This window comes from Sulfurivirga sp., assembly GCF_015490265.1.
Lineage (GTDB): Bacteria > Pseudomonadota > Gammaproteobacteria > Thiomicrospirales > Thiomicrospiraceae > Sulfurivirga.
The window spans coordinates 1-25,371 of sequence record NZ_WFYD01000028.1 but is presented as its reverse complement, the minus strand read 5'-3'; the positions used below and the strand labels follow the sequence as shown (position 1 = coordinate 25,371).

The window sequence follows — 25,371 nt, the reverse complement described above, 5'->3', positions numbered from 1 at the left end:
CCATGGCCGCACCGAGGCGCACGAACGGCCAGAAGTAGAGACCGAGATACTGCAGGAATTCCTGATAGCTGAAGACCACTCAGTTCGCCAACCCGATCAGCACCGGAATGTTCTGCCACAGCTCGCGGGTAAAGCTGAGCCACACATCCAGCATCCACGGCCCGAACACCACCACGGCCACGGCCACCACTGCCAGCTTCGGAATGAAACTGAGCGTCATTTCATTGATCTGTGTGGCGGCCTGGAACATGCCCACCAGCAGGCCCACGATCAGTGCCGGCAGCAGTAGCGGGGCGGAGAGCATCACGATCACCTCCATCATCTTCTGGCCCAGTTCCAGAACCGCCGTCTGCTCCATGACTCACTATCCTCCGCTGCCCGCCACCACAAAGCTGTTGACCAGCGTGCCCATCACCAGCACCCAGCCGTCCACAAGCACGAACAGCATCAGCTTGAACGGCAGGGAGATGATCATGGGCGAGAGCATCATCATGCCCATGGACATCAGCAGGCTGGCGATGACTAGATCGATGATGAGAAACGGCACGAAGATGAGAAAGCCGATCTGAAAGGCCGTCTTCAGTTCCGAGGTCATGAAGGCGGGAATAAGCACCTTGAAAGGAACGGTTTCCGGTGATTCCAGCTTCTCATCGGCCATGTCGGCGAACAGGGCCAGATCCTCCTGGCGCGTCTGCTGGATCATAAAGGTGTGCAGCGGCTTGGCTGCCGTCTCCACCGCCTGTCTGAAGGTGATCTGCTCGTTCATGTAGGGCTGCAGCGCCTCGTTGTAGATGCGGTCCAGCACCGGACTCATGATGAACAGGGTCAGAAACAGCGCCAGACCGATGAGCACCTGATTGGAGGGCGTGTTCATGGTGCCCAGCGCCTGCCTGAGCAGCGCCAGCACGATGATGATGCGCATGAAGGAGGTCATGGCGATGAGCGCGGCCGGCAGCAGCGTCAGGCCCGTCATCAGCAGCAGGATCTGAATGGTCAGGGTGTAGTCCTGATTGCCCTGCTCGTCCACGGTGACGGTGAAGGCCGGCACACCGGCTGCGGCATGAGCGGCCACAGGCAGCAGCAGCCAGCCGGCCAGCGGCAGCAGCCATGCCAGCCGGAAAAAGGAATCAGTTCTCTTTCGGGGTGTCCGGTCGTTCACGCCCGTACTGTTCAACCGCATGCTGCAACCATTTCGGAAAGCCTGTGGAATTCTTCTCCGCATTATCTGGCACGGCAAGCGGCTCCGCAAGCACATGCAGGGTGGAAATGCGGCTGGGTGTCACGCCGACGAGAATCTGCTCGCCACCCACCTCCAGCAGCAGGATTTTCTCCTGCCGACCGACGGCGACGGCCGAGAGTACCCGCACCGCCTGCCCCTGCGCCCCCGGCAGCTGGGTGAAGCGCCGCAGCAACCATGCCGCCACCAGAATGAGGGCGATGACCAGCAGCAGGGAAAAGACCACCTGCCCCAGATAGTCGGCAGCATGAAAGGCACGGGCGCCCACCTCCTCCTGCGCCTGTGCCAGCGCGGGAAACAGCATCAGCATGCCCGAAAGACGGGGTCTCCCCCATTTTTGCAGGATGCGGTGCAGGCCACGCCGGAACGTGCCTGAAAATGCCGTAAAAAAGGCGGGAAAACGGCTCATTTGAGCTTTTTGATGCGTTCCTGCGGGCTGATGACGTCCGTCAGGCGCACGCCGAACTTGTCGTTGATGACCACCACCTCGCCGTGGGCGATGAGCGTGCCGTTGACCAGCACGTCCAGCGGCTCGCCAGCCAGACGGTCCAGCTCCACCACTGAACCCTGGGTGTAGGAGAGCAGATTGCGGATGGTGGCCTTGGTGCGGCCGATCTCCAGCGAGACGGTGACCGGAATGTCCAGCAACACATCAAGGTCCAGTTTCTCGCTGCCGTCCTCGCCGCGCAGGTGGGCGAACAGCCCGGCGGCGTCCTCGGTGGAGATGTCCTCGTGTTCGGTGGCTTCCGCCTGCTCGGACAGGGCCGCCGCCCAGGGATCCTGCTCTTCCTCGCCAGCGCCCCCCTCGGCGGCCTGCTGTTCGGCCAGCGCGTCGCCCCAGTCCACGTTGTCGTCTTCGGGGGTGTTGTTTTCGTCACTCATCGTCCAGTCCTCTCTCCGGATTGATCGGCGGCTCCTTGTAGGCCGGATGGTGGATGATCTGCTCGATCTTGATGGCCTTCTTGTTGCGCTCGCTCACGCCCAGCTCGCCGCGGGCGATGGGGATGTCCTCGGCCAGCAGGGTGACCTGTTCGGGCATGTCGAGCGGAATGATGTCGCCCTCCTTGAGCCTGAGCAGATCTTCCACTTCCATGGTCAGCTCGGCCAGAGTGGAGCTGAGCTGAATCTGTATGTTCTTGATCTCGTCGCGCATGGTGCGCGCCCAGCGGTTGTCGCTGTCGCCCTGCAGGTTCTGCAGGCCCTCCTCCAGCTTGTCGCGGATGGGCTCCAGCGCCGCATAGGGGATGACGATATCCACACGCCCCTCGACCCCTTCGAAACGCACATGCAGCGGGCTGATGACCACCATGTCGGTCGGATCGGTGATGGAGGCGAATTTGGGGTTCATCTCCGAGTGCATGTAGTCGATCTCGAGGTCCATCACCGGCGCCCATGCCTTGTGCATGTTGTCGATGATGATGTCGAGAATGCTGCGGATCATGCTGGTCTCCACCGGGCTGTATTCCCGCCCTTCGATCTTGAAGGGCAGCAGCCCCGTGCCGCCGAAGTAGATGTCCACGGCGGTGAAGATCAGCTTGGAATCCAGGGTGAACAGCGCAACCGTGTTCAGTGGGTTGAGCCGGTAGAGGTTGAGGCTGGTGGGAAAGAACAGGTTGCGCTGATAGTCGATCATCTTGATGATGCGCACCTCGCCGGCGGCCACCTCCAGCGAGGTCATGATCAGCTCGTTGAACTGACGCTGAAACCCGCGGGCAAAGCGTTCGTTGATGATATCCAGCGCAGGCAGGCGGCCCCGGACGATCCGCTCCTGATTGGAGAAATCGTAGGGCTTGATGCCCAGCCCGTCCTCGGGCTGGTCATTCTCGGTCTCCACATCCCCTTCGTCCATGCCGCGAAGGAGTGCGTCGACCTCGTCCTGGCTGAGAATATCATCCATATCAGCAAGTTACGCTTACTGCATCACAAAGCGCTCGAAGTAGACATCCTCCAGCAGATCCGGATAGATGCCATGATGTTCCAAGACCTGCCGCGCGGTTTCCAGAATCTCCTTGCGCAGCTTGTCCGGCCCTTCGTCGGTGTTCAGCTCGTTGTAGTGCTGCTTGCGCAGCAGCATGGTGATCTTGTCACGCAGAATGGGGCGCAGATGCTCCAGCTCGCCATGCTCGCCCACCAGCTGCGGATAGTAGGTCATGAACTTGAGCGTGACGGCCAGGAACTTGGCCTTGCCGTCGCCGTGGAAATTGACCACGAACGGCTTCATCTCGAAATACTGGGGGGCGGCATCCGGCGGCGGCGGCTCGAACTGCTTGTATTTGGGCGAATAGTGCTTGGCATGCGGGTTCTCCCCGTCTTCACCGCCCTCTCCGTGCTCGGCGGAGGCTGTCACGGCCGGTTTGTCCTTGCCTTCGTCACCGCCCTTGTCCTTGGACAGCAGCAGCCAGACCACCAGTCCGCCCAGGGCGAGGACGATAATGAACATGAACACGATGAGAATGATCAGCAGCGTATTGCCGCCGCCAGACTTCTTCTCTTCCTTTTCCTCTTCAGCCATGGCTTGCCTCCTGATCGAACTTCAGACATTCAGTGGTGGGCGGGAGCGTTGTGTCCGCCATCTGCCGGCGGCGCCCCCAGTTTCATTTCCTGACGCAGATCCTCGACGCCCGGCGCCTCGGACAGGCTCTTGAGACGGCGCTCGGCGTCCTTGCTCAGCACGATGATGCTGATGCGCCGGTTTCGAGGATTATACGGGTTTTGTTTATCGAACGGCACGGTGTCCGCCAGCCCCACCACCTGGGCGATGCGCTTCTCCGGCACCCCGCCCTGAAGCAGCAGACGGCGGGCTGCGTTGGCACGGTCGGCGGACAGCTCCCAGTTGGTGTAGTCCTGGCTGCTGTAGCGTGAGGAGTCCGTGTGTCCGGCGATGCTGATGGGCCGATCGGTGTTGGCGAGAATCTCTCCCACCTCACGGATCAGCTTGGCGGCATACTCACGCGGCACGTCCACCCCGCTCTCGAACATGGGACGCTTACGGTCGTCGAGAATCTGGATCTGCAGGCCATTGGGCGTCACATCCAGTTTGAGCTGGTCCTTGAGTTTGCTCAGCTCTGGATCGGCGGCAATCTTTTTCTCGATGGCCACCTTGAGCTGCATCATCTCGGCCTCTTCCTGCTCCTTGCCCTTGCCTTCGCCGGTCTCGTTTTCCTTCTCTCCGGTAGGCATGTCCTTGAAGCCGCCGGCGTCAATGATGGTGTTGGTCTTGCGGCCCTGTGACTTGCTCTCCACCAGCACATCCGGCGAGGCCTCGATCACCGTCGGATTGCGGAAATATTCGGCGATGGCCTTCATCTCCTCGTCATTGGTGCCGCCCAGCACCCACAGCATGAGAAAGAAGGCCATGGCGGCGGTCATGAAGTCGGCGAACGCGATCTTCCACGCTCCGCCATGGGCAGCGTGGGGGCACTTGTTGACCCGTTTTATGATTATGGACTGTTCGTCGCTCACCGCTGCCTACCGCCTGTGATTACTTGATGCTCTGCAGGTATTCGTCCAGTTCCTGGAAGGAAGGCCGCTCCACATGGGGCACGGACTTGCGGCCGAACTCCACCGCCACCTGCGGGGCGTAGCCATTGAGGTTGGCCATCAGGCAGGTTTTGATCACCCCGTAGAAATGCCCCTCATCATTGGCCCGGTTGACGATGTCCTGACCGATGGGGCCGACAATGCCGTAGGCCACGAGAATACCGAGAAAAGTCCCCACCAGCGCCACGGACATGTGGTGGGCGATCTCCATCGGCCCGGCGTCCAGATAGCTCATGGTGATGATGATGCCCAGTACCGCCGCCACGATACCGAAGGCCGGCAGGGCCTGGGACACTTCACCGATGGCGTAGCCGGGCTGGGCCGCCTCATGGTGATGCAGATCCAGCTCCAGAATCATCAGATCTTCCAGCTGATAGGGGTTGCTGGCGCCGGAGATCATCAGGCGCAGATAGTCACAGATGAATTCCACCACATGGTGGTCGGCGGCCACCTTGGGGGCGGAGTTGAACAGCTCACTGGAGTGCGGGTCCTCCACATCCGCCTCAATGGACATCAAACCTTCGCGACGGGCCTTGTTGAAGATCTTGAACATCAGGCCCAGCAGCTCCAGGTACATCTCCTTGTTGTAGGGATTCGGCTTGGCCAGCCCCAGCGCCTTGCCGAAACTGGCCTTGACCACCCAGCCGGGGTTACCGATGACAAACGCCCCGAAGGCGCTGCCACAGATGATCACCACCTCCAGCGGCTGGATGAGAATGCCGAAGGAACCGTGGGGCAGGTAGCCCCCCAGAACGCACCCGACAACAATGAGTGTGCCGACGATCGCTTTCATGCATCAACCTTTGATTCAGACAAAATGATCCACCAGCGCTGTGGAAACGGGCCTGCGGACAGCCTCGATCACCGGTGCATCCTCCTTCACGCCGGGCGCACCGGAAGCCGACGAACGCATCATCTCCCGGCGTGCCTCGGCAAAAGTCTGCGCATGTCCGCGGCCATCCGCCTGCACCTGCACATCCGCCAGCGCGATGCCCTGCGCATCGAACAGCTCTCGAAGACGGGGCAGCGCCTGTTCGATCGCTTCACGGGTCAGGGCATGATGCGCATGCAGGCTTACCTGCATGCCCTTCTCCCCGTCCATCTTCAGGCTCACCTCAATGGGACCCAGATGCGCCGGATGCAGACGGATCTGCGCCAGCTGGCGATTGCCGTTGGCCAGCATCATCACCCGCTGCGCCAGCGCCTCGCCCCACTGGGGATGGCGTAGTGGCAGCCGCAGCGGCGGCAGGCCATCACCGTTTGCCACAGCCGACTGCATCAGACGCTGGGAACCGGTGGTCACACCGGGTTCACCGTCGGTGGCAGCATCAGCGCCACTTTCGGCCATGTCCGTTTCGGTCACTCGGGCCGGTTCAGCAGGTCCGCTCATTCGCACGGCATCGTTTGTCGCCATTGCCGGCGCAGAGCGCATGCCACCACCGGCAGCGACAAAACGAGCCATCAGCGGCAAGGGGGTATTCTGGAGCCATGCTCCAACCGCCGCATCATTCTCCATGGCGGGCAGAACGGACTGCGCCTGCGCAGGGGGAATATTTTCGCTCATCGGTTCGCCTTCTGCCTGCCGCACCAGCACCTGTTCCAGCTGGGCCAAGGCATGACGCAGCCGGTCTGTGCCGGCAGGCAGCCGCTCGCCCAGTTGACGCAGGTGAGTCACCACCTGTTGCAGGCTTGCAGGCAACGATGATCCGGCGTGATCGGGGGAAAGCCTTGCCGCCCCGATGATGTCATCCTGTCCCCGGATACTCCATTCGGCTTCTTCCAGTTCACGAGCCTCGGCAACCTTTTCCGGCTGCGTGGAGACGGGGTCTCCCCCATTTTTACCGGGTGCCTGCGCAACCGCGGCAAGACGCGCCTGAAAATTGCCAGACTTACGGCCCGAAATGGCGGTTTCAGCGGCTTCTCCCCCTGTTTGCGCCAGAGGCAGCAGTGGGTCAGACGCCGCATCAGCCGCTTGCTCCGCCAGCTGGCCGGACACGGCATCTGCCTCCGGTGCCGACAGGGGCGGAAGATTCTTGCCGCTTCCATCGGTGGAGGCACGAATGGCGCTCTCCGTTTCCGAAACGGATTGCGCATGGAGGGAGTGCTGCCGTGTCTGTGTCTGCAACCACGCCTGCAGCGCGGACATGGCTTCAGAAAAAGCGTCACGGGTGGCGTCATCCAGCCGGAGTCCAGATTCGCCTTGCTCACCGGCCTGTTTCAGACGTGTCTCCAGCTGCGTGAGCAGCGCATCCAGCTGCTCCAGCCATGTCTGCAGTGCCGCACCCTCTGCAGACCCGTATTCAGCAAGCACCACATCCTGACCGGGCCCTCCTTCATCCAGCGAAGTACCTGTCTGCCGGGTCAGGGCCGCCAGCAGACCGGAAAAGTCCGGCAGACGACCCTCTTCCGCCGGCACCTGTGCCTGCATGGGTGCCAGCAGCCATCCCAGTGGCAGCGCATTGGCCGCCCCGTTCCCCTGTGTGATGGTTGTGATCTGTTCGTTCATGGCGTCAGTCCACTTTGGCTCGCGGAACTCAAAGCAAGCACCGTGCCGACTCTGGAACAAAAGTTGTGCATTGGGGGAATCCAAGTGGATCAGAGGCTCAGGAGCGAGACGCTCTGGCCGTATGCCATTGCCAGGCGGCGCGCTCGTCCAGCGTATGCTGTGCCTGACGCTCTTGACGACGCTGCTGCGCTTCCAGTCGGCGCTGTAAATACTTTTCCAGTGCCTTGACGCGCGCACGCTGCGCCAGCCAGGCCTGCTCCGTCTCCTGCCGCCGGGCCACCAGAGCGCTGACCTGCTGGTTGAGCTGGCCGAGTGCCTGAAACAGCTGACCGAGATAGCCCCGCTGACGCAGCAGATCGCCGCCACGGTCCATTTGCGTCGCATCCGGCTGACCGAGGCGTTGCAGATACTGCTCCAGATCAGCCACCTGCGCTTCGGTCTGCCGCAACTGAGCATCCACCACCGCCAGCTGCTCCGAGAGCCCATCCAGCTCCCTTTGCGCCTGCTCCAGCAGCCGTTGAAAGCGGGTCAGTTCATCACTCATCGGCTCACCTCCATCAGCGCCTGCACGCTCTCGTCGAAGGAGACGGCCTCATCCATGCCCTGCGCCAGATAGTTCATCATGGCGGGATAGTGCTCAATGGCGTCATCAATGGCCGGGTCGCTGCCCCGGCGGTAAACGCCCAAGGTGATCAGATCACGGTTGCGACTGTAGGTGGACAGGCGCTGACGGAAGCGCCTTACCGCCTGCTGATGGGCCGGTTCAGTGATTTCCACCATCACACGGCTGACCGACTGTTCCACATCGATGGCCGGGTAGTGGCCGGATTCAGCCAGCTCCCGCGACAGGACGATATGGCCGTCCAGCACCCCGCGTGCGGCGTCCACAACCGGGTCCTGCGTATCATCACCCTCTGCCAGCACGGTGTAGATGGCCGTCATGGTGCCTGTCCCCTCTTCCCCATTCCCGGCACGCTCCACCAGCTGAGGGATCCGGGTAAACACGGATGGCGGGTAGCCCTTGCTGGCCGGCGGCTCACCCACCGCCAGCGCGATTTCCCGCTGCGCCTGCGCATAGCGGGTGAGGGAATCCATCAGCAGCAGGACGTTATGGCCCCGATCACGGAAGTCTTCCGCCAGCGCGGTGGCCAGTTGCGCCCCCTGCAGGCGCATCAGTGGCGGCGCATCGGCGGGTGCGGCCACCACCACACTCTTGTTCAGACCCTCGCCCAGGTTGCTTTCGACAAAATCCCGCACCTCTCGGCCCCGCTCCCCCACCAGGCCGACCACCACCACGTCCGCCTCGGTAAAACGGGCCATCATGCCCATGAGAACGCTCTTGCCCACGCCGGTGCCGGCAATCAGACCGACACGCTGCCCCTGCCCGAGGGTGAGCAGCCCATTGATGGCGCGCACGCCCACATCCAGAGGCTTTTCGATGGGACGGCGCAGCATGGGATTGATGGGGGGGCGCTCAAGCGTGACTGTGCGTTCGGCCCGAATGAGCGCACCGCCATCCAGGGGCTGGCCAAGCGCGTCGATGATGCGGCCCAGCACCGCCTCACCGGCCGGGTAGCGGGCCTGACGCTGCCGCGGCCACACTCTGGCACCGGGCGAAAGCCCGTGCACATGGGCCACCGGCATGAGATACAGCACCTGTTCGCCGAAGCCGACCACTTCCGCTTCCACCGGCTCGCCGGTGGCCTGCTCCACCAGACAGCGGGCGCCAAGTGGGGCTTCAAGCCCCCTGACCTCAAGCGTGAGGCCGGTCACCCGCACCAGCGTGCCCATGCGGGTCAGCGGTTCGGGCTGGGGCAGCTCAAGCCTGCTCAGACGCTGCTGCAGTTTCGCTGTCAGAGGGTGATGGGTCATGACGGGTCAGCGCCTCATCCAGCGCCGATGAAAAGGATTCAATGGCCTTCTGCCAGTCCAGCTCGGCCAGACTGTGTTCCTGACGCAGACGCACCTGGCCCGCAGGCAGCGAATCATCCACCTGCATGACGACATCCAGCCGGTCTTTCAGAAGCTCCTCTGCCCACTCGGCATCTTCATTGGATACCGTGATGGTGACGGGCACGCTGCGCGCCTGCCATTCTGCCAGCTGCTGTTCCACCAGACGGGAGAACAGTCGGGCGCGGGCCTCGGCATCATCAGAGAGAAACCGCCTGAGCGCCGCCTCCAGCACCTGCGCCATGGCCTCCACCAGCTCAGGCTCCCACGCTTCGAGCGGATGCGTCAACTGCCCGAGCAGCGGGTCTGCAAGGCGATGAAAGGACTGTTCCAACTCGGTACGCGCCTCGGCCAGTTCCGCTTCAGCGTGTCTGCGGCCTTCTTCAAGACCTTCTGCATGGCCGGCCTCGTAGCCCTCCTTGTACGCCTGTTCATGCGCCTTGCGGCGAATTTCTTCCAGTTCCGCCTCAAGCTGTGGACGCAGCTCCTCGCGCATGCGCGCCAGCACCTGCTCGCTGAGCGCCTGCGCCTCACGCTCATTCCGCTCGCTGAAGCGTTCAAGCCGCCAAGGACTGCCGCCCTGAATGCGCTCTGCGGGAATGGGTTTGACCGGACGGGCGGGTTCCGCCTTGGGCATCAGAGCATCTCCTCACCGGCACCGGGCATGGTGATCTTGCCTTCGTCGGCCAGGCGGCGGATGATCTGGATGATGGTGCGCTGCGCTTCTTCCACTTCACTGAGCTTGGCCGGCGGGGCGTTTTCCAGATCGTCACGCATGATATCCGCCTGCCGCTTGGACATGTTGTTGAGGAACTTCTCACGCAGCTCGTTGTCGGCCGCCTTGAGGGCCAGCACCAGCACGTCGTTGGGAATTTCGGCCAGCGCTGTCTGAATGGCGCGGTCGTCCAGCCCCTTGATGTCCTCGAAGGTGAACATCTGGTCCTGAATGGACTGGGCCACATCCTCGTGCTCCTTGGACAGCTCGTCGAGGATCTCCTCGCTGTGACCGGCGCCGAGCATGTTGATGATCTCCGCCGCCGTCTTGACACCGCCGATGGCAGCCAGCTTGCCGCCACGGCCGTCCCGGGCCGCGCTTTCGATCACATCATTGAGGTCGAACAGAGCGCGCGGCTGCACCGCATCCAGGGTGGCGATACGGTAGATGACCTCGGCGTGGAAGCGTTCCGGAATGCCTCGCAGCACTTCGGCGGCCTGATCCGGATCGAAGTAGGAGAGCACGATGGCGATCACCTGCGGGTGCTCGTTGCGCAGCATATTGGCCACGGTGGAGGGGTGCATCCACTTGAGCGCCTCCAGCCCCTTGAGCTCGTCGGCCAGCATGTGGGCCTCCAGCATGGCGCCGGCCCCCTCTCCCAGCGCTTCGGCCATGAGTTCCTGAGCGTATTCACTTGGATCCACGCCCAGCACGTCCTCGCCCACCTCGTCCAGAAACTGCTTGATGACATCGTTGATAATGTCACGGCTGACGTTTTCCACCTGCGCCATGGCGGTGCCGATCATCTGGATCTCGCGCGGGTTCATGTGCTTGAGCACCTTGGCCGCGGCGTCCTTGCCCATGGCCAGCAGCAGAATGGCGGCCCTGTCCAGACCGGAAAGTTCCGTTTCTTCGACTTCGGGTGCTTCAGCCATGCCGTCAGCCCTCCTGAATCCACTGTTTCAACACGTGCGCGGCCATCTTCGGATCGTTCTGGATGAGCGTGCGCGCCCGCTCGAAGTTGTGCTGGTCTTCCTCGCTGCCGCCCTGCGCCGCTTCGGCCACCGCCTGCTCCACGGACTCGCTCATCTGATCCAGCGCCTTGTGGATCTCCTCCATGCTTTCGACGCTCTCTTCCTCCTCCTCGGAGACGACCTCTTCCGGATATTCGAGCGTCTGCACTTCGTCCGGCTTGGTCAGGTCGCGCAGCATGGGCCGCACGATGCCGAAGAACACCAGCACGATGGCAATGACCGCCAGCGCCTGCTTGACCAGATCGATGAACCAGGGCTCCTGCCAGAAGGGATATTCCTCTTCGGCCTCGGCCGCCTTGACGAAGGAAGCATTGACCACGCTCAGGCTGTCGCCCCGGGCCGGGTTGAGCGCCACGGCGTCGCTGACCAGTTTCCGGAACCGCTCGATGTCCTTCTGATCCCACGGCACCTTCTTGATCTCACCGGTTTCCGGATTGACCTCGGTGCGGTCGTCAATGACCACGGCCACCGACAGGCGCTTGAGCGTGCCCAGATCGGACTTGATGTGGCTGATGGTGCGGTCCAGCTCATAGTTGCGTGTGGTCTTGGACTTGAATTTCTTCGCATCGGCCCCCTCACCCCCGGCACCGTTGTAACCGGTCTCCGGGGCAATGCCGGCCCGGGGCGGCTGGTTGGTCAGCGCTCCCGGAATCCCTGCCGGCGCCTTGTCACGATCCACCTCCTTGATCAGCTGCTCGGAGCGGATCGCCATGGGATCGGGCTCGTAGTTCTCCCGGGTGGTCTCCTGCTGAGTGAAATCCACCTCGGCGGTAACCTGCGCCCGCACCCGGCTCGGACCGCCCACGATGGGCGCCAGCACGTCCACGATGCGCTTGGACAGGGTGTCCTCAATGGTACGGGTGTAGTCAAGCCGCTTGAGGCTGACGCGCATGTCCCGGTTCTGGTTGTCGGAAAGCAGGTTGCCGTGCTGGTCCACCACGGTGACGTTCTTGGGCTTGAGGTTAGGCACCGAGGAGGCCACCAGATAGACGATGGCGTTGACCTGCTCGTCACTGAGCGTGCGCCCCGGACGCAGACGCACCACCACCGAGGCGGTGGGTTCCTGCTGCTTGCGTACGAAGACAGAGCGTTTGGGCAGGCCCAGCATCACCTTCGCACTGGCGATGGCATCAATGGACTGAACGGACTTGGCCAGTTCCCCTTCCAGTGCCCGTTTGTAGCGGGTGGTCTCACGGAATTGGGAGATGCCGAACCCCTGATCCTGATCAAGAATCTGATAGCCACTGGGCGCGGACTTGGGCAGGCCGGCGGCAGCCAGCTTGAGCCGCAACGCATAGACCTTGTCACGCGGCACCAGAATGGCACCGGTCCTGGGATCGAGCTTGTAGTCGATCTGATTGGTGTCGAGGTATTCGATGACCTCCTGCATCTCCTTGGCGTCCATGCTGCCGAACAGCAGCGTATAGTCGCTCTTGCCCGACCACAGAAACAGCCCGACGGTCAGCGCCACAACGGCAGCGATGGACACCAGCAGACTGATCTGCTTGGCCACTGACAGGCTGCTGAGCCGGTCGATCAGCGTGTTGACCGGATCGACCTTCGGTTGTTCAGGGGATGAGGTGTCAGGCTGCTCGGCCATGGATGCGCCCTGTCATCAGATCGGCATGTTCATGATTTCCTTGTAGGCCTCGACAAGCTTGTTGCGCACCTGTGTCATGGCCTCGAAGGAAAGGGAAGCTTTCTGCGCCTGCAGCATCACCTGGGACAGCTCCACATTGGGGTCGCCCAGCTCGAAGGCCTTTTTCAGCTCGGCGGCCTTGTGCTGCTCACTGTTGACCGCATCAATGCCCTGCTCCAGCAGGCTGGCGAAGGACTCACCCGCCGCATTCTGCTGCGCAGGCGCATCGGGCGCAGGCGTCTGCTGCCGCGCCTGTGCCGCCAGCGTGCGCATCTGCATCAACAGGCTCTGGGTATCTACCGGGCTCATGTCAAAAAATCCTCAATCTTTTCTGGTCCAAGCCGATACAGGCAAATTGCATGCCATCAGGGAATCTCATACCCCTTCTCCTTCAGCCGCGCCAGTTTGTAGCGCAACGTGCGCGGGCTGATGCCGAGGCTTTCGGCCGTCTTCTGGCGGTGCCCGCCAAAGCGGCGCAGGGTATCCAGAATCAGTCGGTCCTCATGGGCCTTGAGATCCACCGGCTCCGGCATGACAGATGCCTCCGATGAAGAGCTGGCGGCTGGAGGCACCTGCTCCACGGCGGCCTCCATGCCCACCTCCTCCGCTGCCTGCTGCAGCCACTGCCGGCTGTCGATGAGAATGTCCTCGGCCTGAATGCTGTCTCCCTCCACCAGGACCAGCGCCCGCTGGATCACATTGTCCAGCTCGCGGATGTTGCCCGGCCAGTCATACTCCAGCAGCTTCTTCATGGCAGGTGCCGACAGCACCGGACAGACCCGTTTGCGGAAGCAGTGCCGCTGGATGAGGTGCTCCGCCAGCGCCGGAATGTCCCGACGACGCTCCCGCAACGGGGGCAGATGCAGTGGAAAGACGTTCAGACGATAGAAGAGGTCCTCGCGGAAGCGTCCCTCCCGGATGGCCGCCTCCATGTCGATGTTGGAGGCGCTGAGAATGCGCACATCCAGCTGTATGACCTCCTGACTGCCGAGCCGCTCCACCTCGCGCTCCTGCAGCACGCGCAGCAGCTTGGACTGCAGGTCGGGCCGCATCTCTCCAATTTCGTCGAGAAAGAGCGTGCCACCCTGAGCCTGCTCGAACTTGCCCGGCATGGACTTGACCGCACCGGTGAACGCGCCCTTCTCATAGCCGAACAGGACCGCCTCCAGCATGTTCTCGGGAATGGCGGCACAGTTGATGGCGACGAAGGGTGCGTCCCTGCGGGACGAGTTGCGATGGATATGGCGGGCCAGCACCTCCTTGCCGGTGCCGCTTTCACCGCTGATATAGACGCTGGCATCACTGTCGGCCACCTTCTCGGCCATGCGCTTGATCTGCACGGTCAGTGGATCGACCGCTACAAAATCGTCACCGGTGGAGGCATCGCGGTTGAAGAACTTGCGCGCCTTGTCCACCAGCGCCTGTGCGTCGAAAGGCTTGGGTAGGTAGTCCACGGCGCCCAGTTTCATGGCCTCCACCGCCTGCTCCACCGTGCCATAGGCGGTCATGAGCACCACCGGCAGCCAAGGCTTGTGGGCGCGGATGCGGCGCAGCAGCTCCACCCCGTCCATGCCATCCATGCGAATGTCCGAAAAGACCATGCCGATGTCCCCCCGCAGCGCCCTGAGTGCCTGCTCGGCATTGTCCGCCGCTTCCACCTCGAACTGATTGAGCCGCAGGGTATCCACCAGCGCTTCCTGCAGCTGGCGATCGTCTTCAACCACGAGAATCTTCGGCAGACTCATTCGGCTTTCACCTGTATCAGCGGCAGTTGCAGGGTAAAGGTGCTGCCCACACCGGGCAGGGCGTGCACGCGGACCTCTCCCCCGTGCGCTTCGGCCACGGCACGCACGACGGCCAGTCCCAGACCGGTGCCATTGGCACGCCCGGTATAGAAAGGTTCGAAGATCTTCTCCTGCACGGCTTCATCAATACCGGGGCCATCGTCTATCACACGGATAATCAGTTGATTATTGACCACCTCGCCTGTGACTTCAACACACACTGAATGTCCTGCCGCCTCCAGCGCATTGTGCACCAGGTTCTGAAGCGCCGTCAGCAATGCATCGAAGTCTCCGGAAAGTATGACATCCTGTGCGGGCGGGTCTACTTTAAGCTCAGCCTGCGGATACTGTTCCACCAGCGGTCGCATGGCCTCCTCCAGCCCCTGAAACAGCGCCTGAACGGATACAGGTCGCTCTACCGCCTTACCCCCACGGGCGTACTGCAGCATATCCTCGATCAGATGTTCGATATGACGCAGGCTGGTCAGCGTCTTTTCCGCAAAGGCGGCACGCTGACCTTCTTCCATGGGCTGTCCCAGTTGGGATACATAGAGAATGGCTGTCGACAGGGGCGTACGGATCTGATGCGCCAGAGAAGCCGCCATGTCACCAAGGGAGGTGAGACGCTGATGACGGCTGCGGTATTCCTGCAGCTGACGGGCGGGCGTGACATCCTGCAGCAGAATCAGTCGCCCCTCTCCCGTGTCCAGCCCTGCTTCGGCCGTGTGGAAAGTGCGGCCGTCATGCATGACCAGCTCGTCCGCAGGCGTTCTATGCAGAAAGACATTGCGCTCCACCACCTCCCAGGGGCGCCCGATTACATCCGCGCCAAGAATGGCACGAGCCGCCGGATTGATCTCCACGATGCATCCCTGCCCGTCCAGCAGCACCACACCGGCCGGCAACAGTGCCAGCAGCCGTTCAAGACGCTCACTGACGACACGACGCCGCTGCTCGGTTCGTGCCAGACGCGCCTGCACGCTGGCCAGCTGCTGCTGCAGCGCCTCATAGGCTTCGGTCAGCTGACGGGAGGTTTCATTGAAAAGGGCAAAGGCCTCCTCCAGCTCCCGCAGCCGCTTCTGATCAACCGGTTCCCCGCGACGCTCAGAGGCCATGCTTCTTGATCTTCTCCACCAGCGTGGTGCGGTTCATCTTGAGCAGCCGTGCCGCCTGGGAGACATTGCCATCGGCCGCCTCCAGCGCCTGACGGATCAGATTGATCTCCATCTGCACAAGATAGGATTTCAGATCAAGGCCATCGGACAGATTGGGAATACCCGTGGCCGTGGCATTCTGTGTGGGTGAGGCTGCCGCTTCCCTGATGGTCATGGAAGTTTCCTGAACAGCCGGTGTTTCTTCCATGCTTACCTTATCCGCCCGGGATGCTGACTCGATTTGAGCCTCCGTCTCAGTCTCTTCCGGCTCGGGCTCGATGAAATGCATGCCCTCCGTCAGTTCGATCTGGTAGCGTGGCGGGAGTTGCTCATAGGCCACCGGCTCGTCCGGGTAGAGAATGGACAGCCGCTCGGCCAGGTTGCTCAGCTCGCGCACATTGCCGGGCCACGAATAGTGCTGCAGTGCGATCAGAGCGGACTCCTCCAGATGAGGGGTTTCCAGTCCGCGCTGGCGGATGCGGCCGAACATATGCTCCAGCAGCAGGGGGATGTCTGATTTACGGTCGCGCAAAGGGGGCATTTCAATGGGAAAGACATTCAGGCGGTAGAAGAGGTCCTCGCGAAACTCGCCCTCGGTGATGCGCGCTTCCAGATCCTGATGGGTGGCGGCGATGACGCGCACATCGCACTGAATGCTGCGATTGGAGCCGATCCGCTCGAAGGTGCGCTCCTGCAGAACACGCAGCAGCTTGACCTGCATGGGAAGCGGCATGTCCCCAATCTCATCCAGAAAGATGGTGCCCTTCTCCGCCATCTCGAAACGCCCCTTGCGGGCGGTGATGGCGCCGGTAAAGGCGCCCTTTTCATGACCGAAAAGCTCGGATTCGAGAAGCTCGCCCGGAATGGCGCCACAATTGATGGGCACGAAGGGCTTGTCATGACGCCGGGAAGCGGCGTGAATGGCCTGCGCTACCACCTCTTTGCCCGTACCGGATTCGCCCAGTATGAGCACGGTGGCATCGGTGGGCGCTACCTGAAGTATCAGCTTCTTGATCTTCCGCATGGCCGGGCTGGTGCCGATCAACCCCGCCAGAGCTGGATGCTGAGCCATAAAAAAGCCTCGACTTGAAGTCGAGGCCCATTTTATAGAGAGTCAACTTGAAAATGTCAAAAATTTGGCACTAGGGCTGCTGAAGATAGGCCGCTGTTTGCTGAAGCTGGCGCAAATCCTGTTGCTGCTGTTGCCGGAGCGTCTCAATAACCTGCTCCAGACGCGCCGTCTTCTGTGCCACATCTTCCAACAGGCGGGCAAGCTGCATTTCCACCTCTTCGCCCGATCCGGCATCCATCAGCCTTTCCACACACTGGCGCATGTCATGCATCCATCGCTGCTGCAGTTCACTGACCCGTTCCCATTCATCCGCCTCAACCGCTTCCATGAGCTGGCTGGACAGACCGAGCACCTGATAAAAGCAGTCCTGATCACTCATTGCCCTGCCTGTGCGCGCAACCGCTCAAGCTGAGCGTCATCCATGCGGCGGTATTCTTCAGGCATGTTGTCCCAGCCGTCTTTCAGGGTTTCAAGAATTTCGAGGACTGTCTGGTATTTATCCGCACTGTTATCCTTACTGGCTTCCAGCAGATGGCGCAGGATAAATTCGTAAAGTGCGTCCAGCTGGCTGGTCAGCTGCTCGCCATGCTCATGATTGAGCACACTGCGCAGGCCGCTGACAATATCCATTGCCTTGCCCGTGTGTCGCGCTTTGGCAGGAATATCCTTTTTTTCGACGGCGATCCTTGCCAGTCGCACATGGCGAACCGCCCCGTCATACAACAGCGATACCCGCTTGTGCGGTGTGGCCGAAAGCACGACGCTTTCCAGCCCTGTATTGGCGTATGCCTGTGATAGTTTGCTGCGCAGAGCCGCATTCATGGTTCAACTCCCTTGTGTCGTGATCACTTCTTGTTATTGCTCGGATTCAGAGCGGCCAACTGGGCGCTCAGGTAGGTCTGGGTCTGCTTGAAGCTGTCCAGCACGGCCTGAAGACGGCCGAACTGCAGGCGGTAGCGTTCCTCCAGCATCTGGTAGCGCGCATCAATCTTGGCCTGCTGCTCTTCATACTCCTTCTGTTTCTTGGCCAGGTTATCCAGTTTCTGCCCAACCGGTCCGTCATCGCTCATCCACTGCTTGAAGGCCTGAACGATACGGTCGGCATAACCACGGTTGAAGGTGATGGTGCCGCGACTGCCCGTCGCCGTGCCTCCAACCGTGAACTCCAGCCCTTTGGGCAGTCCATCAAGTGCGTAGTTGCTGACACTGACCTTTCTGCCCTGGCCAGCAAAGGTGTAGGTGTTCCCTGAAACCGGATCCTTCAGCTGCCCGGCCACATCCAGGCCGGTATCGCTATCTCCCGCGGCAAATCCCAACACACCGCTGGTAATGGCGCTGCCACCGGTGAACTCAATGCTGGCAGCACTGCCGAACTTGTCGGTGGTAATGACCAGATTATCTCCTCCAGTGTCATAGCGCACTGAAACCTTGGCACCCTGAGCCGCCAGATCCGCATTGCTGTTGATGGCCGTCTGCATAAGCTGAGCCAGCTGGTCCTTGGTATAGGTGCCTGCTGCCAGCGTCAAAGTGGCAGAAACACCATTCACTTTGATATCCAGAGTGTTGTTGCTGCTGTCCAAAGTTATGGTGCCACTGCCCCCCAGTGCCGCACCCGACAGGGTAGCCTGCTCGGCTGCCTGGCTGACAAACAGATCCCACGTGCCTTCCGGCGTCCTGTCGTTGCTGCCCACATACTCCACCAGAGGATCAGTGGCGGAAATGGAAGCACTGAACAGTCGGCCTACCGCTTCCGGATCTGCCGCCAGTGCCGCATCCAGCTTGCTACTGTCAAATTCCAGCGTGCCATCACGCTTGGTGAGAATGCCGATATCTGCCAGACTGGAAACAGCACCACTGATATTACTGAGCGGCTGGGTGACCATCTGGCGCACCCTGTCCTTCAGAAAACGAAGTGTGGAATCCCCTTTCAGAGAGCCGGCGGTGGGGGCATCTTCGCTGGGCGTATTGTCGTAGGAACCCAGCTGTTTGAAGACCTCCTGAAGGCTGTTGTAGAGGTCCACAAAATCCTGCACCGCCTGACGGGCTTCGCTGGTGTCTCCCTTGACGCTCAGCGTTTGTACCTTGCCCGGTGCGGCCGACTGAAGGTTCAGCGTCAAGCCGTCAATGACATCACTGATGGTATTGCTGGCGCGCGTGATGGTCAGACCGTTGACTACCAGCTGCGCATCCTGCGCTGCAGAGGTCTCCAGCATGTTCGCATTAATTAACTGTGACAGTCCGGCATTGTCCGTATTGTTGCCGTCATCATCTGCAACGCTGACATTGATGGCATTGGCCGCGCCTGTTCTGTCGGACGTGAACATCAGCTTGTAGCCACTGCCCGTATTGATGATGGTGGCGGAAACTCCGATATTGGCCGCATTGACCGCAGCGCGGATGCCTTCCAGTGTGTTATTGCTGCTGTCGATGGCAATGTCCGTCTGCACTCCGCCTACTGTAAGCGTCAACGTGCCTGTTCCCACCACATCATTGACGGAAGCAAAGTTATTGCTGGTTGCAAGCGTATGCGCCTGTGCCAGCTGTTGCACTTCGATCTGATAGGTCCCCGCTACGGGTTTTCCGCTGACACTGGCTTTGAGTACGCTCTCATCGGAAACTGTCACACCCTTTTTGGTGAAGGTGTCCAGTGTCAGCAGGTTGCCCACCTGACTGATGAAGCCATCCAGGGCGCGGTTGAGCAGATCATAGCCGCTTTGCGTGTAGTTCAATTTCTGCTGACGCTGCTCCAGTGCCGCGCGCTGAGCAGCCACATCGGCATTGGCCAATACCTTGGCCATGTTGCCCACATCAAAGCGGCTGGCGCCAAGACTGTTGAGTAGTGAAAGGCCAATATCGCTGTTGATTGCCATGGCGAAATACCCCTATCTGGTCGGATGGCTCATATGTTGTATCTGTCGATAGATGTATCGGCCGGTTCCGACAGACTTGAGCAAGCAAAATGAATGCCGTCAGGCCCGTGTGGTGATCAAGGCGCCTTCTGCTTTCTGGCGAAGCTGATCCAGATACTGATCAATACGCTGCATGAAGCGCAGGCGCTCCTCAGGGGGAATCTGACGCACCAGCTCTCCTGTCAGGGCATCGCGCAATGCCATGACGAGCGCCCCCGTTTCCCTGTCCACTTCGAAGCGAAGCTGGATATTGCGCTGTTCAAGGTAATTGCGCACACGCTCGAGACTCTGTCCGGATACTGGTTGCAATGACGCCTGAACGCTGTCCACCTCGATACTGGCCACGTGAGACACCCTCCGACCTGCTGCATCTTTGCTGGCAAACCCGGAAGAAAGGGGGGCGTCGGCGGAAAGAGCGTGATCATTCTGCCGCGGCAGACGGTCGGCAAAGCGGGAACGGGCAAGTTCAAGAGATGAAAACTGACGCTCGGCCTGGATGTTCATAGTCCACCCCTCCCCTTTCATATCAAAAGGTTACCACACCCTTCTCAACAAAAAAAGCGGCACACCTCAAAGAGGAAATGCCGCCAACACACAAGGGAACCTTGCGCCTCTCGGGCTCGCCCTTGGCTTTTTGTCCCTATTCTAATTCGGGGGTTGTCTGTTTCTGTCCTTACTTGAGCAGCTGAATGACCTGCTGCGACTGCTGATTGGCCTGAGACAGCATCGCCATGCCAGCCTGCTGCAGCACCTGGGTACGAGCCAGGTTGGCGGATTCGCGTGCATAGTCGGCATCCAGAATGCGGCTGCGAGATGCCTTGATGTTCTCATTCACATTCTGCAGGTTGGTAATGGTATGCTCGAAACGGTTCTGAATCGCACCCCATTGCGCCCTGTATTTATTCAGCTGGGAAATGTCATTATCCATCAGACTGACAGTCGCCAGAGCTGCTGACTGCTTTGTAACATCTGCGGAAGGATAGTGCAGATTGGCATTACCAGCCGCCAGTGAGATCAGAGGAATGGAAATCTCATTGGCCTTGGCCACTTCCCACCCTGCATGAATGCTCAGCCCTTTGTTCGAACCGGTCAGCAGAGTGGTTCCGTTATATTTGAGTGTCTGACCGATACGGCTGATTTCAACTTTCAGCTGAGATACTTCCAGCTGGATGTCATAGCGTTGTGCTGAAGTATAGGTATCGTTGGCGGCCTGAATAGCCAGCTCGCGCATGCGCTGCAACATGTTGACCACTTCTTCGGTCGCACCATCAAGGGTCTGAACGACACCGATACCATCCTGCACATTTCGGATGGCCATGTCAGTACCGCGGACCTGGCTGTCCATCTTGGTAACCACCGCCTTGCCGGCGGCATCGTCTGCGGTATGGTTGATGCGAAGCCCGGAAGTAAGGCGCTCCATGGAGGTTTTCTGGGAACGGGAAACCTGATCCAGAAGACGAACGGCGTTCTCGGACGCCATGTTGGTGTTGATGACCATAGCCATGATGATCTCTCCCTTGTGTGTGATGATTCGCTTTTTTATTCAGGAGGGTCGATCTCCGCCGCCCTCACCTGTTATATCGGCATGGGAGAAAAAACTTTAGAGAAATTTGTGCAGAAAAAAGCCCTCGGACGAGGGCTCTCAGGAAATGGCCTGCATGATCAGGCCGGTCAGTTCATCCTTGCGCATCGGTGGGCTGTCGCCACTTCTGCTGTAGATGTGCTGCCTCAAGTAGTCGGATATCTGTTGCAGACGCGCCAGAGCCTCATCAGAGGGAATCTGACGAATCACTCTGTTCTGCCTGGTATCCACCACCTCTATGACAGCGGTTTTCAGCTCACGTTCATACCGGAATTTCAGGCTGCTCTGCTGAATCGCCTGATTGACCTTTTCAACCAGCTGCTCAAGTTTCCGGGGTTCAGAAGTTGCATCAGTGGAAAGGTCCGGCTGAGTCTGGGAAAGGTCTGCCGGCTGTGCGTCCCTCGGCCTGTTGGAAAAAGACTGAGGGAGCACAGCCTGAGCCTGAAGGGTTTTATCCACTTCCATTGTCATGCTGTCTCCCTCCTGTCAGGCGGCGAGTGATGCGCCCGCATCACCCACCTGATGGAACTGACCTTTCAGATTAACGCAGCAGGCTGAGCACCTGTTGAGAGTTCTGATTGGCCTGAGACAGCATGGCCATGCCAGCCTGCTGCAGCACCTGGGTGCGAGCCAGGTTGGCGGATTCGCGAGCAAAGTCGGCATCCTGAATCTGGCTGCGAGCCGCCTTGATGTTTTCATTGACGTTCTGCAGGTTGGCAACGGTATGCTCGAAACGGTTCTGGGCCGCGCCCCATTTCGCGCGCATCTTGTTCAGGTTGGAGATGTCAATATCCATCTTAGCGATGGCGGACAGAGCTTTGGCCTGGGTTGATACGACTGCTGTACCGTAGCTGTTATTCCCGGTTGACAGGTTGTACATGGAGACGGAGATCTCATTGACCGCAGCTGTTTCCCAACCCACATGAAAACTCATTTTGGTATTGGAACCATTCAGCAGAGAAGTTCCATTGAATTTGGTGGTCTGAGCAATACGGTTAATCTCAATCTTCAGCTGGGAAACTTCCATCTGCATGTCATAGCGCTGAGCAGAAGTGTAAGTATCGTTAGCTGCCTGCACGGCCAGTTCACGGATACGCTGCAGCATGTTTACCGCTTCTTCTACCGCCCCATCAATGGTCTGCACCAGAGAAATACCATCCTGAGCGTTGCGGATGGCCATATCGGTACCCTTCACCTGGCTGTCCATGCGGGTGACGACGGCCTTGCCAGCCGCATCGTCGGCAGTGTGGTTGATACGCAGACCGGAAGTCAGGCGCTCCATGGAAACCTTCTGAGAACGGCTGGTCTGATCCAGCAGGCGAACGGCGTTCTCGGAAGCCATGTTTGTGTTGATGACCATTGCCATGACTGATCTCCTTTTTGTTATGACAGGTATCTTTTTCTTGTAAGGGTTTCCCCTTTCCTCACCCGCTGTATCGGCCGCACACGGAAGACTTTAGAAAAAATTTCACGACTGTTGTGGCACCAAGGTTGCTGCTACCATGTGATGAAGATCACCAGGAGAAGGAACCATGAATTGGATGCACAATCCGGCAACGGGCGAGAAGTGGCTGGAAACGGTCAATGGAAACGCCTTCTCTCGACGCAGCAGCGGGGAAATTTTCCGTCACACATTCCGCTCGACATTCGAGAAGCCTTCTCACCTGTATCTCATCGTTGGCAGTGACAGCGGTCTGCTGGCCAACTGGATCGCACGCCACTATTGCGGAGAACACCGGCATTTCATTTTCATCGAACCTGCCGAAGTACTGGAAACACTGCGCCCCGCCCTGCCGGATGCCGATTGCATGGAGTTTGTCAGCGCAGAGGCACTGGATCTGGATGAAGTTGCCGAACGTTTCCCAGCTTATACCGGATATCGCCGTTACAGCCTGGTCCGTTCGCTCGGTGTGCTGGATCGTGTCTCAGATGAATATGGCAGACTCTGGGAAGAGGTGCATGATCGTTTCAAGCTGTTCGACCATGAACAGAACAGCCTGCGTGCCAACCGCAAATTCATCGACACCCAGCTCTACAACGTGCCGTTCAATCACCACCCGGTGGCGCGACTGGAAAACCTGCTCAGAGAGCAGAGCGTGATCATTCTGGGAGGCGGCCCCACACTGGATGATGGCATCGACTGGCTCAAGACCCATCGGGATGAAATTATCGTTGTCGCAGTAGGTCGCATCGCCCGACGCCTGCTGGAAGAAGGCATTGAACCGGATTTCTTCACCTCCGTGGATCCCAATGAAGTGAGCTATGACAACAGCAAATGGGTGACTGAGTTTGAAAGGCCCGTACTCATCCACACCAACTACACCAACAGCACTCTGCTGGCGGAATATGCCGGCCCCCAGTGCTTTACCGATGCACGCTATCCCTGGCCCACATCGGAAAACCCTGACAACCTGATCACTCAGGGCCCCACCGTGGTCAACACCACCCTGTCCATCGTCACCATGATGGGGGCCCGCAACATCTATCTGCTGGGCGTGGACTTCTGCTACGGCGCTTCGGGCGAAACCCATGAGTCCAAGAGCATCGAATCCCAACAGGGAGGACTGACTCACAGCGGCGATCTGACGCTTGAAACATACAGCAGTCGCCAGGCTGTGACCAATGCGGTCTTCTTCGATGCAGCACGCTCCGCCAGTGAATTTGCCCGATCCCTGCACAGCCATTCAGACAGCCGCATCTGGCAGCTTGGAAAGGAGTCTGCTCGCCTTGACGGCGTGCCGTTGGTGACTTTTGAGCAGATTGCACTCAATGAACCCGGGATCCAGAGGGAAGTGACCGAACGTGCCCACTCACTGCTGGCAGAAGATCGCAACCGGCGGAGGAGTTTTCTCAAACGTCAGCAGCAGGAGCTTCAGGACAAACGCAAGCTTTTCCGACAGGTGCAGGATTGGGGAGAAGAAGGCTTGGAAATCGCTCGCAAGCTGTTTGAAGACTATGATCGACTGGATGACCAGACACGCCGGATTACCCGGATCAAGTCGAAGCTGGAGCACGAGAAATACGCCTGGCTGAGCCCTTTCCTCTACAACTATGCCATGGGCAACTATGCCAGATTCCTATCACCTGAAGGCGGCGGTGAGGAACAGAGTCAGGAAGAGATCAAGGAAAACCTGATCAACTACTTCACGGCCCTGCACACCACGGCACACGCCATGGTGGAAACACTGGAAGAGGCCATTGCTCATGTGAACAACCATCTTGATGAACTGAATCCCGACCTGCTCGACCGGGTTGCCAATTACTGGCGTGATCACCTTCAGGAAGGCCGGGTCCGCGTCTGGCTGCATCGTCATGGCATTTCCTCTGAGCAACTGCCGGAGCAGGATCGTCATACGGCGGAACAGCTTTTACGGGCATGGCGGGAAAAACTGTCCAATACGGAAGACTCCAAACTTGTGCGTAAGCTCAAGCAGGCCACCGAGCAGATGAAGCATCACCTGGCCGTCATTCGGGAGGCATTTGAAGAAGAAAACAGGCCTGTCCTCGAACAGACCATCAAGGCACTGGAGCACATGAAACATGAAAGGGCGCGTTCAACGCTGGCGCTGGCCCGTGGTCACCTGGCCGAACTTGAGGGCAACACGGACGAAGCGCTTGAGCATTACCTGCAGGTGACCGAAGCGGACATGATGCATACCGCCCTGAATCGTATTGCCAAAATCGCCTTTGACCGACAGGACTTGAAGCTTGCGCTGGATGCTCTCGAGCTGCTGACCCGTTATGACGATCACTATTTCGTGGCTTATGCCGATGCGCTGATGATGCTCGGAGACCCAGCCGGCGCCATTCAGATTTACGACCATTACCTGCAGAAGCACATGGATGACTGGGGTGTGTGGCTCAAGGCCGCCCGCGCAGCTATTGCAGGGGGAGATCTTCAGGCGGCAGACCAGTGTCTCACAATGGTGGAAAAGGAAAGCGAGGATGAATCCCTCGTCCGCCAGGCACACCAACTTCGAAGAGAGATGAAACAGCGCTGATCAGTCAAATAGCGAAGCGTATTCCTCCTGCGCGCGGTGGAAATCATCCATACGCCCGATATCCAGCCAGTACTCGTGCAGTGGAAAGACACCCACAGGCTGCGCTTGCCCCTGCAGCCGCTCAAGCACATCCGGCACATCCACCGGAACCCTGTCTATGCCGCGAATCACCTCCGGGTTCAGCACATAGATGCCGGCACTGACAAACTGCTGCACCACAGGCTTTTCCTCAATGCTTTTGAGGCGAT

Annotated in this window: 27 protein-coding genes; 1 reads left to right on the top strand and 26 read right to left on the bottom strand. The window is 59.7% G+C overall.

Features of this window, described 5'->3' with window-relative positions:
• Window positions 1-79 precede the first annotated feature (79 nt).
• The 25 genes from fliQ to F8K16_RS02035 form a co-directional block, all read right to left on the bottom strand.
• Window positions 80-358 carry a flagellar biosynthesis protein FliQ gene (gene fliQ, locus F8K16_RS02155; protein WP_294946301.1) on the bottom strand — a complete coding sequence of 93 codons (279 nt, stop codon included), beginning with the start codon at window positions 356-358 and terminating at the stop codon, window positions 80-82.
• 6 nt (window positions 359-364) lie between these two features.
• The gene (gene fliP / locus F8K16_RS02150) at window positions 365-1,105 is read right to left on the bottom strand and encodes a flagellar type III secretion system pore protein FliP (protein WP_294946304.1); all 741 of its coding nucleotides are present in this window, start codon (window positions 1,103-1,105) and stop codon (window positions 365-367) included.
• 22 nt (window positions 1,106-1,127) lie between these two features.
• On the bottom strand, window positions 1,128-1,547 hold the full coding sequence (gene fliO / locus F8K16_RS02145; RefSeq protein ID WP_294946298.1) for a flagellar biosynthetic protein FliO: 420 nt from the start codon (window positions 1,545-1,547) through the stop codon (window positions 1,128-1,130).
• Window positions 1,548-1,642: 95 nt separating this feature from the next.
• Window positions 1,643-2,119 carry a flagellar motor switch protein FliN gene (fliN, locus tag F8K16_RS02140; protein WP_294946295.1) on the bottom strand — a complete coding sequence of 159 codons (477 nt, stop codon included), beginning with the start codon at window positions 2,117-2,119 and terminating at the stop codon, window positions 1,643-1,645.
• Window positions 2,112-3,134 carry a flagellar motor switch protein FliM gene (gene fliM, locus F8K16_RS02135; RefSeq protein WP_294946292.1) on the bottom strand — a complete coding sequence of 341 codons (1,023 nt, stop codon included), beginning with the start codon at window positions 3,132-3,134 and terminating at the stop codon, window positions 2,112-2,114. Before fliM ends, fliN begins: the two co-directional genes overlap by 8 nt.
• 15 nt (window positions 3,135-3,149) lie before the next feature.
• Window positions 3,150-3,749 (bottom strand): flagellar basal body-associated protein FliL, encoded by a 600-nt coding sequence (gene fliL, locus F8K16_RS02130; protein WP_294946289.1) that lies wholly within the window; start codon window positions 3,747-3,749, stop codon window positions 3,150-3,152.
• A 29-nt stretch (window positions 3,750-3,778) separates the two neighbouring features.
• On the bottom strand, window positions 3,779-4,699 hold the full coding sequence (gene motB, locus F8K16_RS02125) for a flagellar motor protein MotB (RefSeq protein ID WP_294946287.1): 921 nt from the start codon (window positions 4,697-4,699) through the stop codon (window positions 3,779-3,781).
• A 19-nt stretch (window positions 4,700-4,718) separates the two neighbouring features.
• Window positions 4,719-5,570 (bottom strand): flagellar motor stator protein MotA, encoded by an 852-nt coding sequence (motA, locus tag F8K16_RS02120; RefSeq protein ID WP_294946284.1) that lies wholly within the window; start codon window positions 5,568-5,570, stop codon window positions 4,719-4,721.
• A gap of 15 nt (window positions 5,571-5,585) precedes the next feature.
• Window positions 5,586-7,283 (bottom strand): flagellar hook-length control protein FliK, encoded by a 1,698-nt coding sequence (locus tag F8K16_RS02115; protein WP_294946281.1) that lies wholly within the window; start codon window positions 7,281-7,283, stop codon window positions 5,586-5,588.
• A gap of 97 nt (window positions 7,284-7,380) precedes the next feature.
• Complete coding sequence (locus F8K16_RS02110; protein WP_294946279.1) at window positions 7,381-7,827, bottom strand: flagellar export protein FliJ; 447 nt, start codon at window positions 7,825-7,827, stop codon at window positions 7,381-7,383.
• Complete coding sequence (gene fliI / locus F8K16_RS02105; RefSeq protein WP_294946276.1) at window positions 7,824-9,155, bottom strand: flagellar protein export ATPase FliI; 1,332 nt, start codon at window positions 9,153-9,155, stop codon at window positions 7,824-7,826. Before fliI ends, F8K16_RS02110 begins: the two co-directional genes overlap by 4 nt.
• The gene (locus F8K16_RS02100; RefSeq protein WP_294946272.1) at window positions 9,103-9,870 is read right to left on the bottom strand and encodes a FliH/SctL family protein; all 768 of its coding nucleotides are present in this window, start codon (window positions 9,868-9,870) and stop codon (window positions 9,103-9,105) included. Before F8K16_RS02100 ends, fliI begins: the two co-directional genes overlap by 53 nt.
• Window positions 9,870-10,883, bottom strand: coding sequence for a flagellar motor switch protein FliG (fliG, locus tag F8K16_RS02095; protein ID WP_294946270.1), 1,014 nt, complete (start codon window positions 10,881-10,883; stop codon window positions 9,870-9,872). The genes F8K16_RS02100 and fliG overlap by 1 nt, the downstream gene beginning before the upstream one ends.
• 4 nt (window positions 10,884-10,887) lie before the next feature.
• On the bottom strand, window positions 10,888-12,582 hold the full coding sequence (fliF, locus tag F8K16_RS02090) for a flagellar basal-body MS-ring/collar protein FliF (RefSeq protein WP_294946268.1): 1,695 nt from the start codon (window positions 12,580-12,582) through the stop codon (window positions 10,888-10,890).
• Window positions 12,583-12,597: 15 nt separating this feature from the next.
• Entirely contained in the window at window positions 12,598-12,930 is a 333-nt protein-coding gene (fliE, locus tag F8K16_RS02085; RefSeq protein WP_294946265.1) for a flagellar hook-basal body complex protein FliE, read from the bottom strand.
• 56 nt (window positions 12,931-12,986) lie between these two features.
• Entirely contained in the window at window positions 12,987-14,366 is a 1,380-nt protein-coding gene (locus F8K16_RS02080; protein ID WP_294946262.1) for a sigma-54 dependent transcriptional regulator, read from the bottom strand.
• Window positions 14,363-15,520: an ATP-binding protein gene (locus F8K16_RS02075; protein WP_294946260.1), complete on the bottom strand. Its 1,158-nt coding sequence runs from the start codon at window positions 15,518-15,520 to the stop codon at window positions 14,363-14,365. Before F8K16_RS02075 ends, F8K16_RS02080 begins: the two co-directional genes overlap by 4 nt.
• Window positions 15,510-16,631: a sigma-54-dependent Fis family transcriptional regulator gene (locus tag F8K16_RS02070; protein WP_294946258.1), complete on the bottom strand. Its 1,122-nt coding sequence runs from the start codon at window positions 16,629-16,631 to the stop codon at window positions 15,510-15,512. The genes F8K16_RS02075 and F8K16_RS02070 overlap by 11 nt, the downstream gene beginning before the upstream one ends.
• Window positions 16,632-16,701: 70 nt before the next feature.
• Window positions 16,702-17,010: a hypothetical protein gene (locus tag F8K16_RS02065; protein WP_294946256.1), complete on the bottom strand. Its 309-nt coding sequence runs from the start codon at window positions 17,008-17,010 to the stop codon at window positions 16,702-16,704.
• The gene (fliS, locus tag F8K16_RS02060) at window positions 17,007-17,453 is read right to left on the bottom strand and encodes a flagellar export chaperone FliS (protein ID WP_294946254.1); all 447 of its coding nucleotides are present in this window, start codon (window positions 17,451-17,453) and stop codon (window positions 17,007-17,009) included. Before fliS ends, F8K16_RS02065 begins: the two co-directional genes overlap by 4 nt.
• A 23-nt stretch (window positions 17,454-17,476) precedes the next feature.
• Complete coding sequence (gene fliD, locus F8K16_RS02055; RefSeq protein ID WP_294946252.1) at window positions 17,477-19,501, bottom strand: flagellar filament capping protein FliD; 2,025 nt, start codon at window positions 19,499-19,501, stop codon at window positions 17,477-17,479.
• A gap of 99 nt (window positions 19,502-19,600) precedes the next feature.
• Entirely contained in the window at window positions 19,601-20,044 is a 444-nt protein-coding gene (locus tag F8K16_RS02050) for a flagellar protein FlaG (protein ID WP_294946249.1), read from the bottom strand.
• A 169-nt stretch (window positions 20,045-20,213) separates the two neighbouring features.
• A complete protein-coding gene (locus F8K16_RS02045) occupies window positions 20,214-21,044 on the bottom strand; it encodes a flagellin (protein ID WP_294946247.1) in 831 nt (276 codons plus the stop codon).
• A gap of 138 nt (window positions 21,045-21,182) precedes the next feature.
• Window positions 21,183-21,593 carry a flagellar protein FlaG gene (locus F8K16_RS02040; protein ID WP_294946245.1) on the bottom strand — a complete coding sequence of 137 codons (411 nt, stop codon included), beginning with the start codon at window positions 21,591-21,593 and terminating at the stop codon, window positions 21,183-21,185.
• A gap of 70 nt (window positions 21,594-21,663) precedes the next feature.
• On the bottom strand, window positions 21,664-22,488 hold the full coding sequence (locus F8K16_RS02035) for a flagellin (protein WP_294946243.1): 825 nt from the start codon (window positions 22,486-22,488) through the stop codon (window positions 21,664-21,666).
• A gap of 166 nt (window positions 22,489-22,654) precedes the next feature.
• Here F8K16_RS02035 and F8K16_RS02030 point away from each other — a divergent pair, with 166 nt between their 5' ends.
• The gene (locus F8K16_RS02030; protein ID WP_294946240.1) at window positions 22,655-25,123 is read left to right on the top strand and encodes a 6-hydroxymethylpterin diphosphokinase MptE-like protein; all 2,469 of its coding nucleotides are present in this window, start codon (window positions 22,655-22,657) and stop codon (window positions 25,121-25,123) included.
• Here the strand turns inward: F8K16_RS02030 and F8K16_RS02025 are convergent.
• Window positions 25,124-25,371: sugar phosphate nucleotidyltransferase (locus F8K16_RS02025; RefSeq protein WP_294946238.1), on the bottom strand; the 248-nt coding region annotated here is incomplete at its 5' end.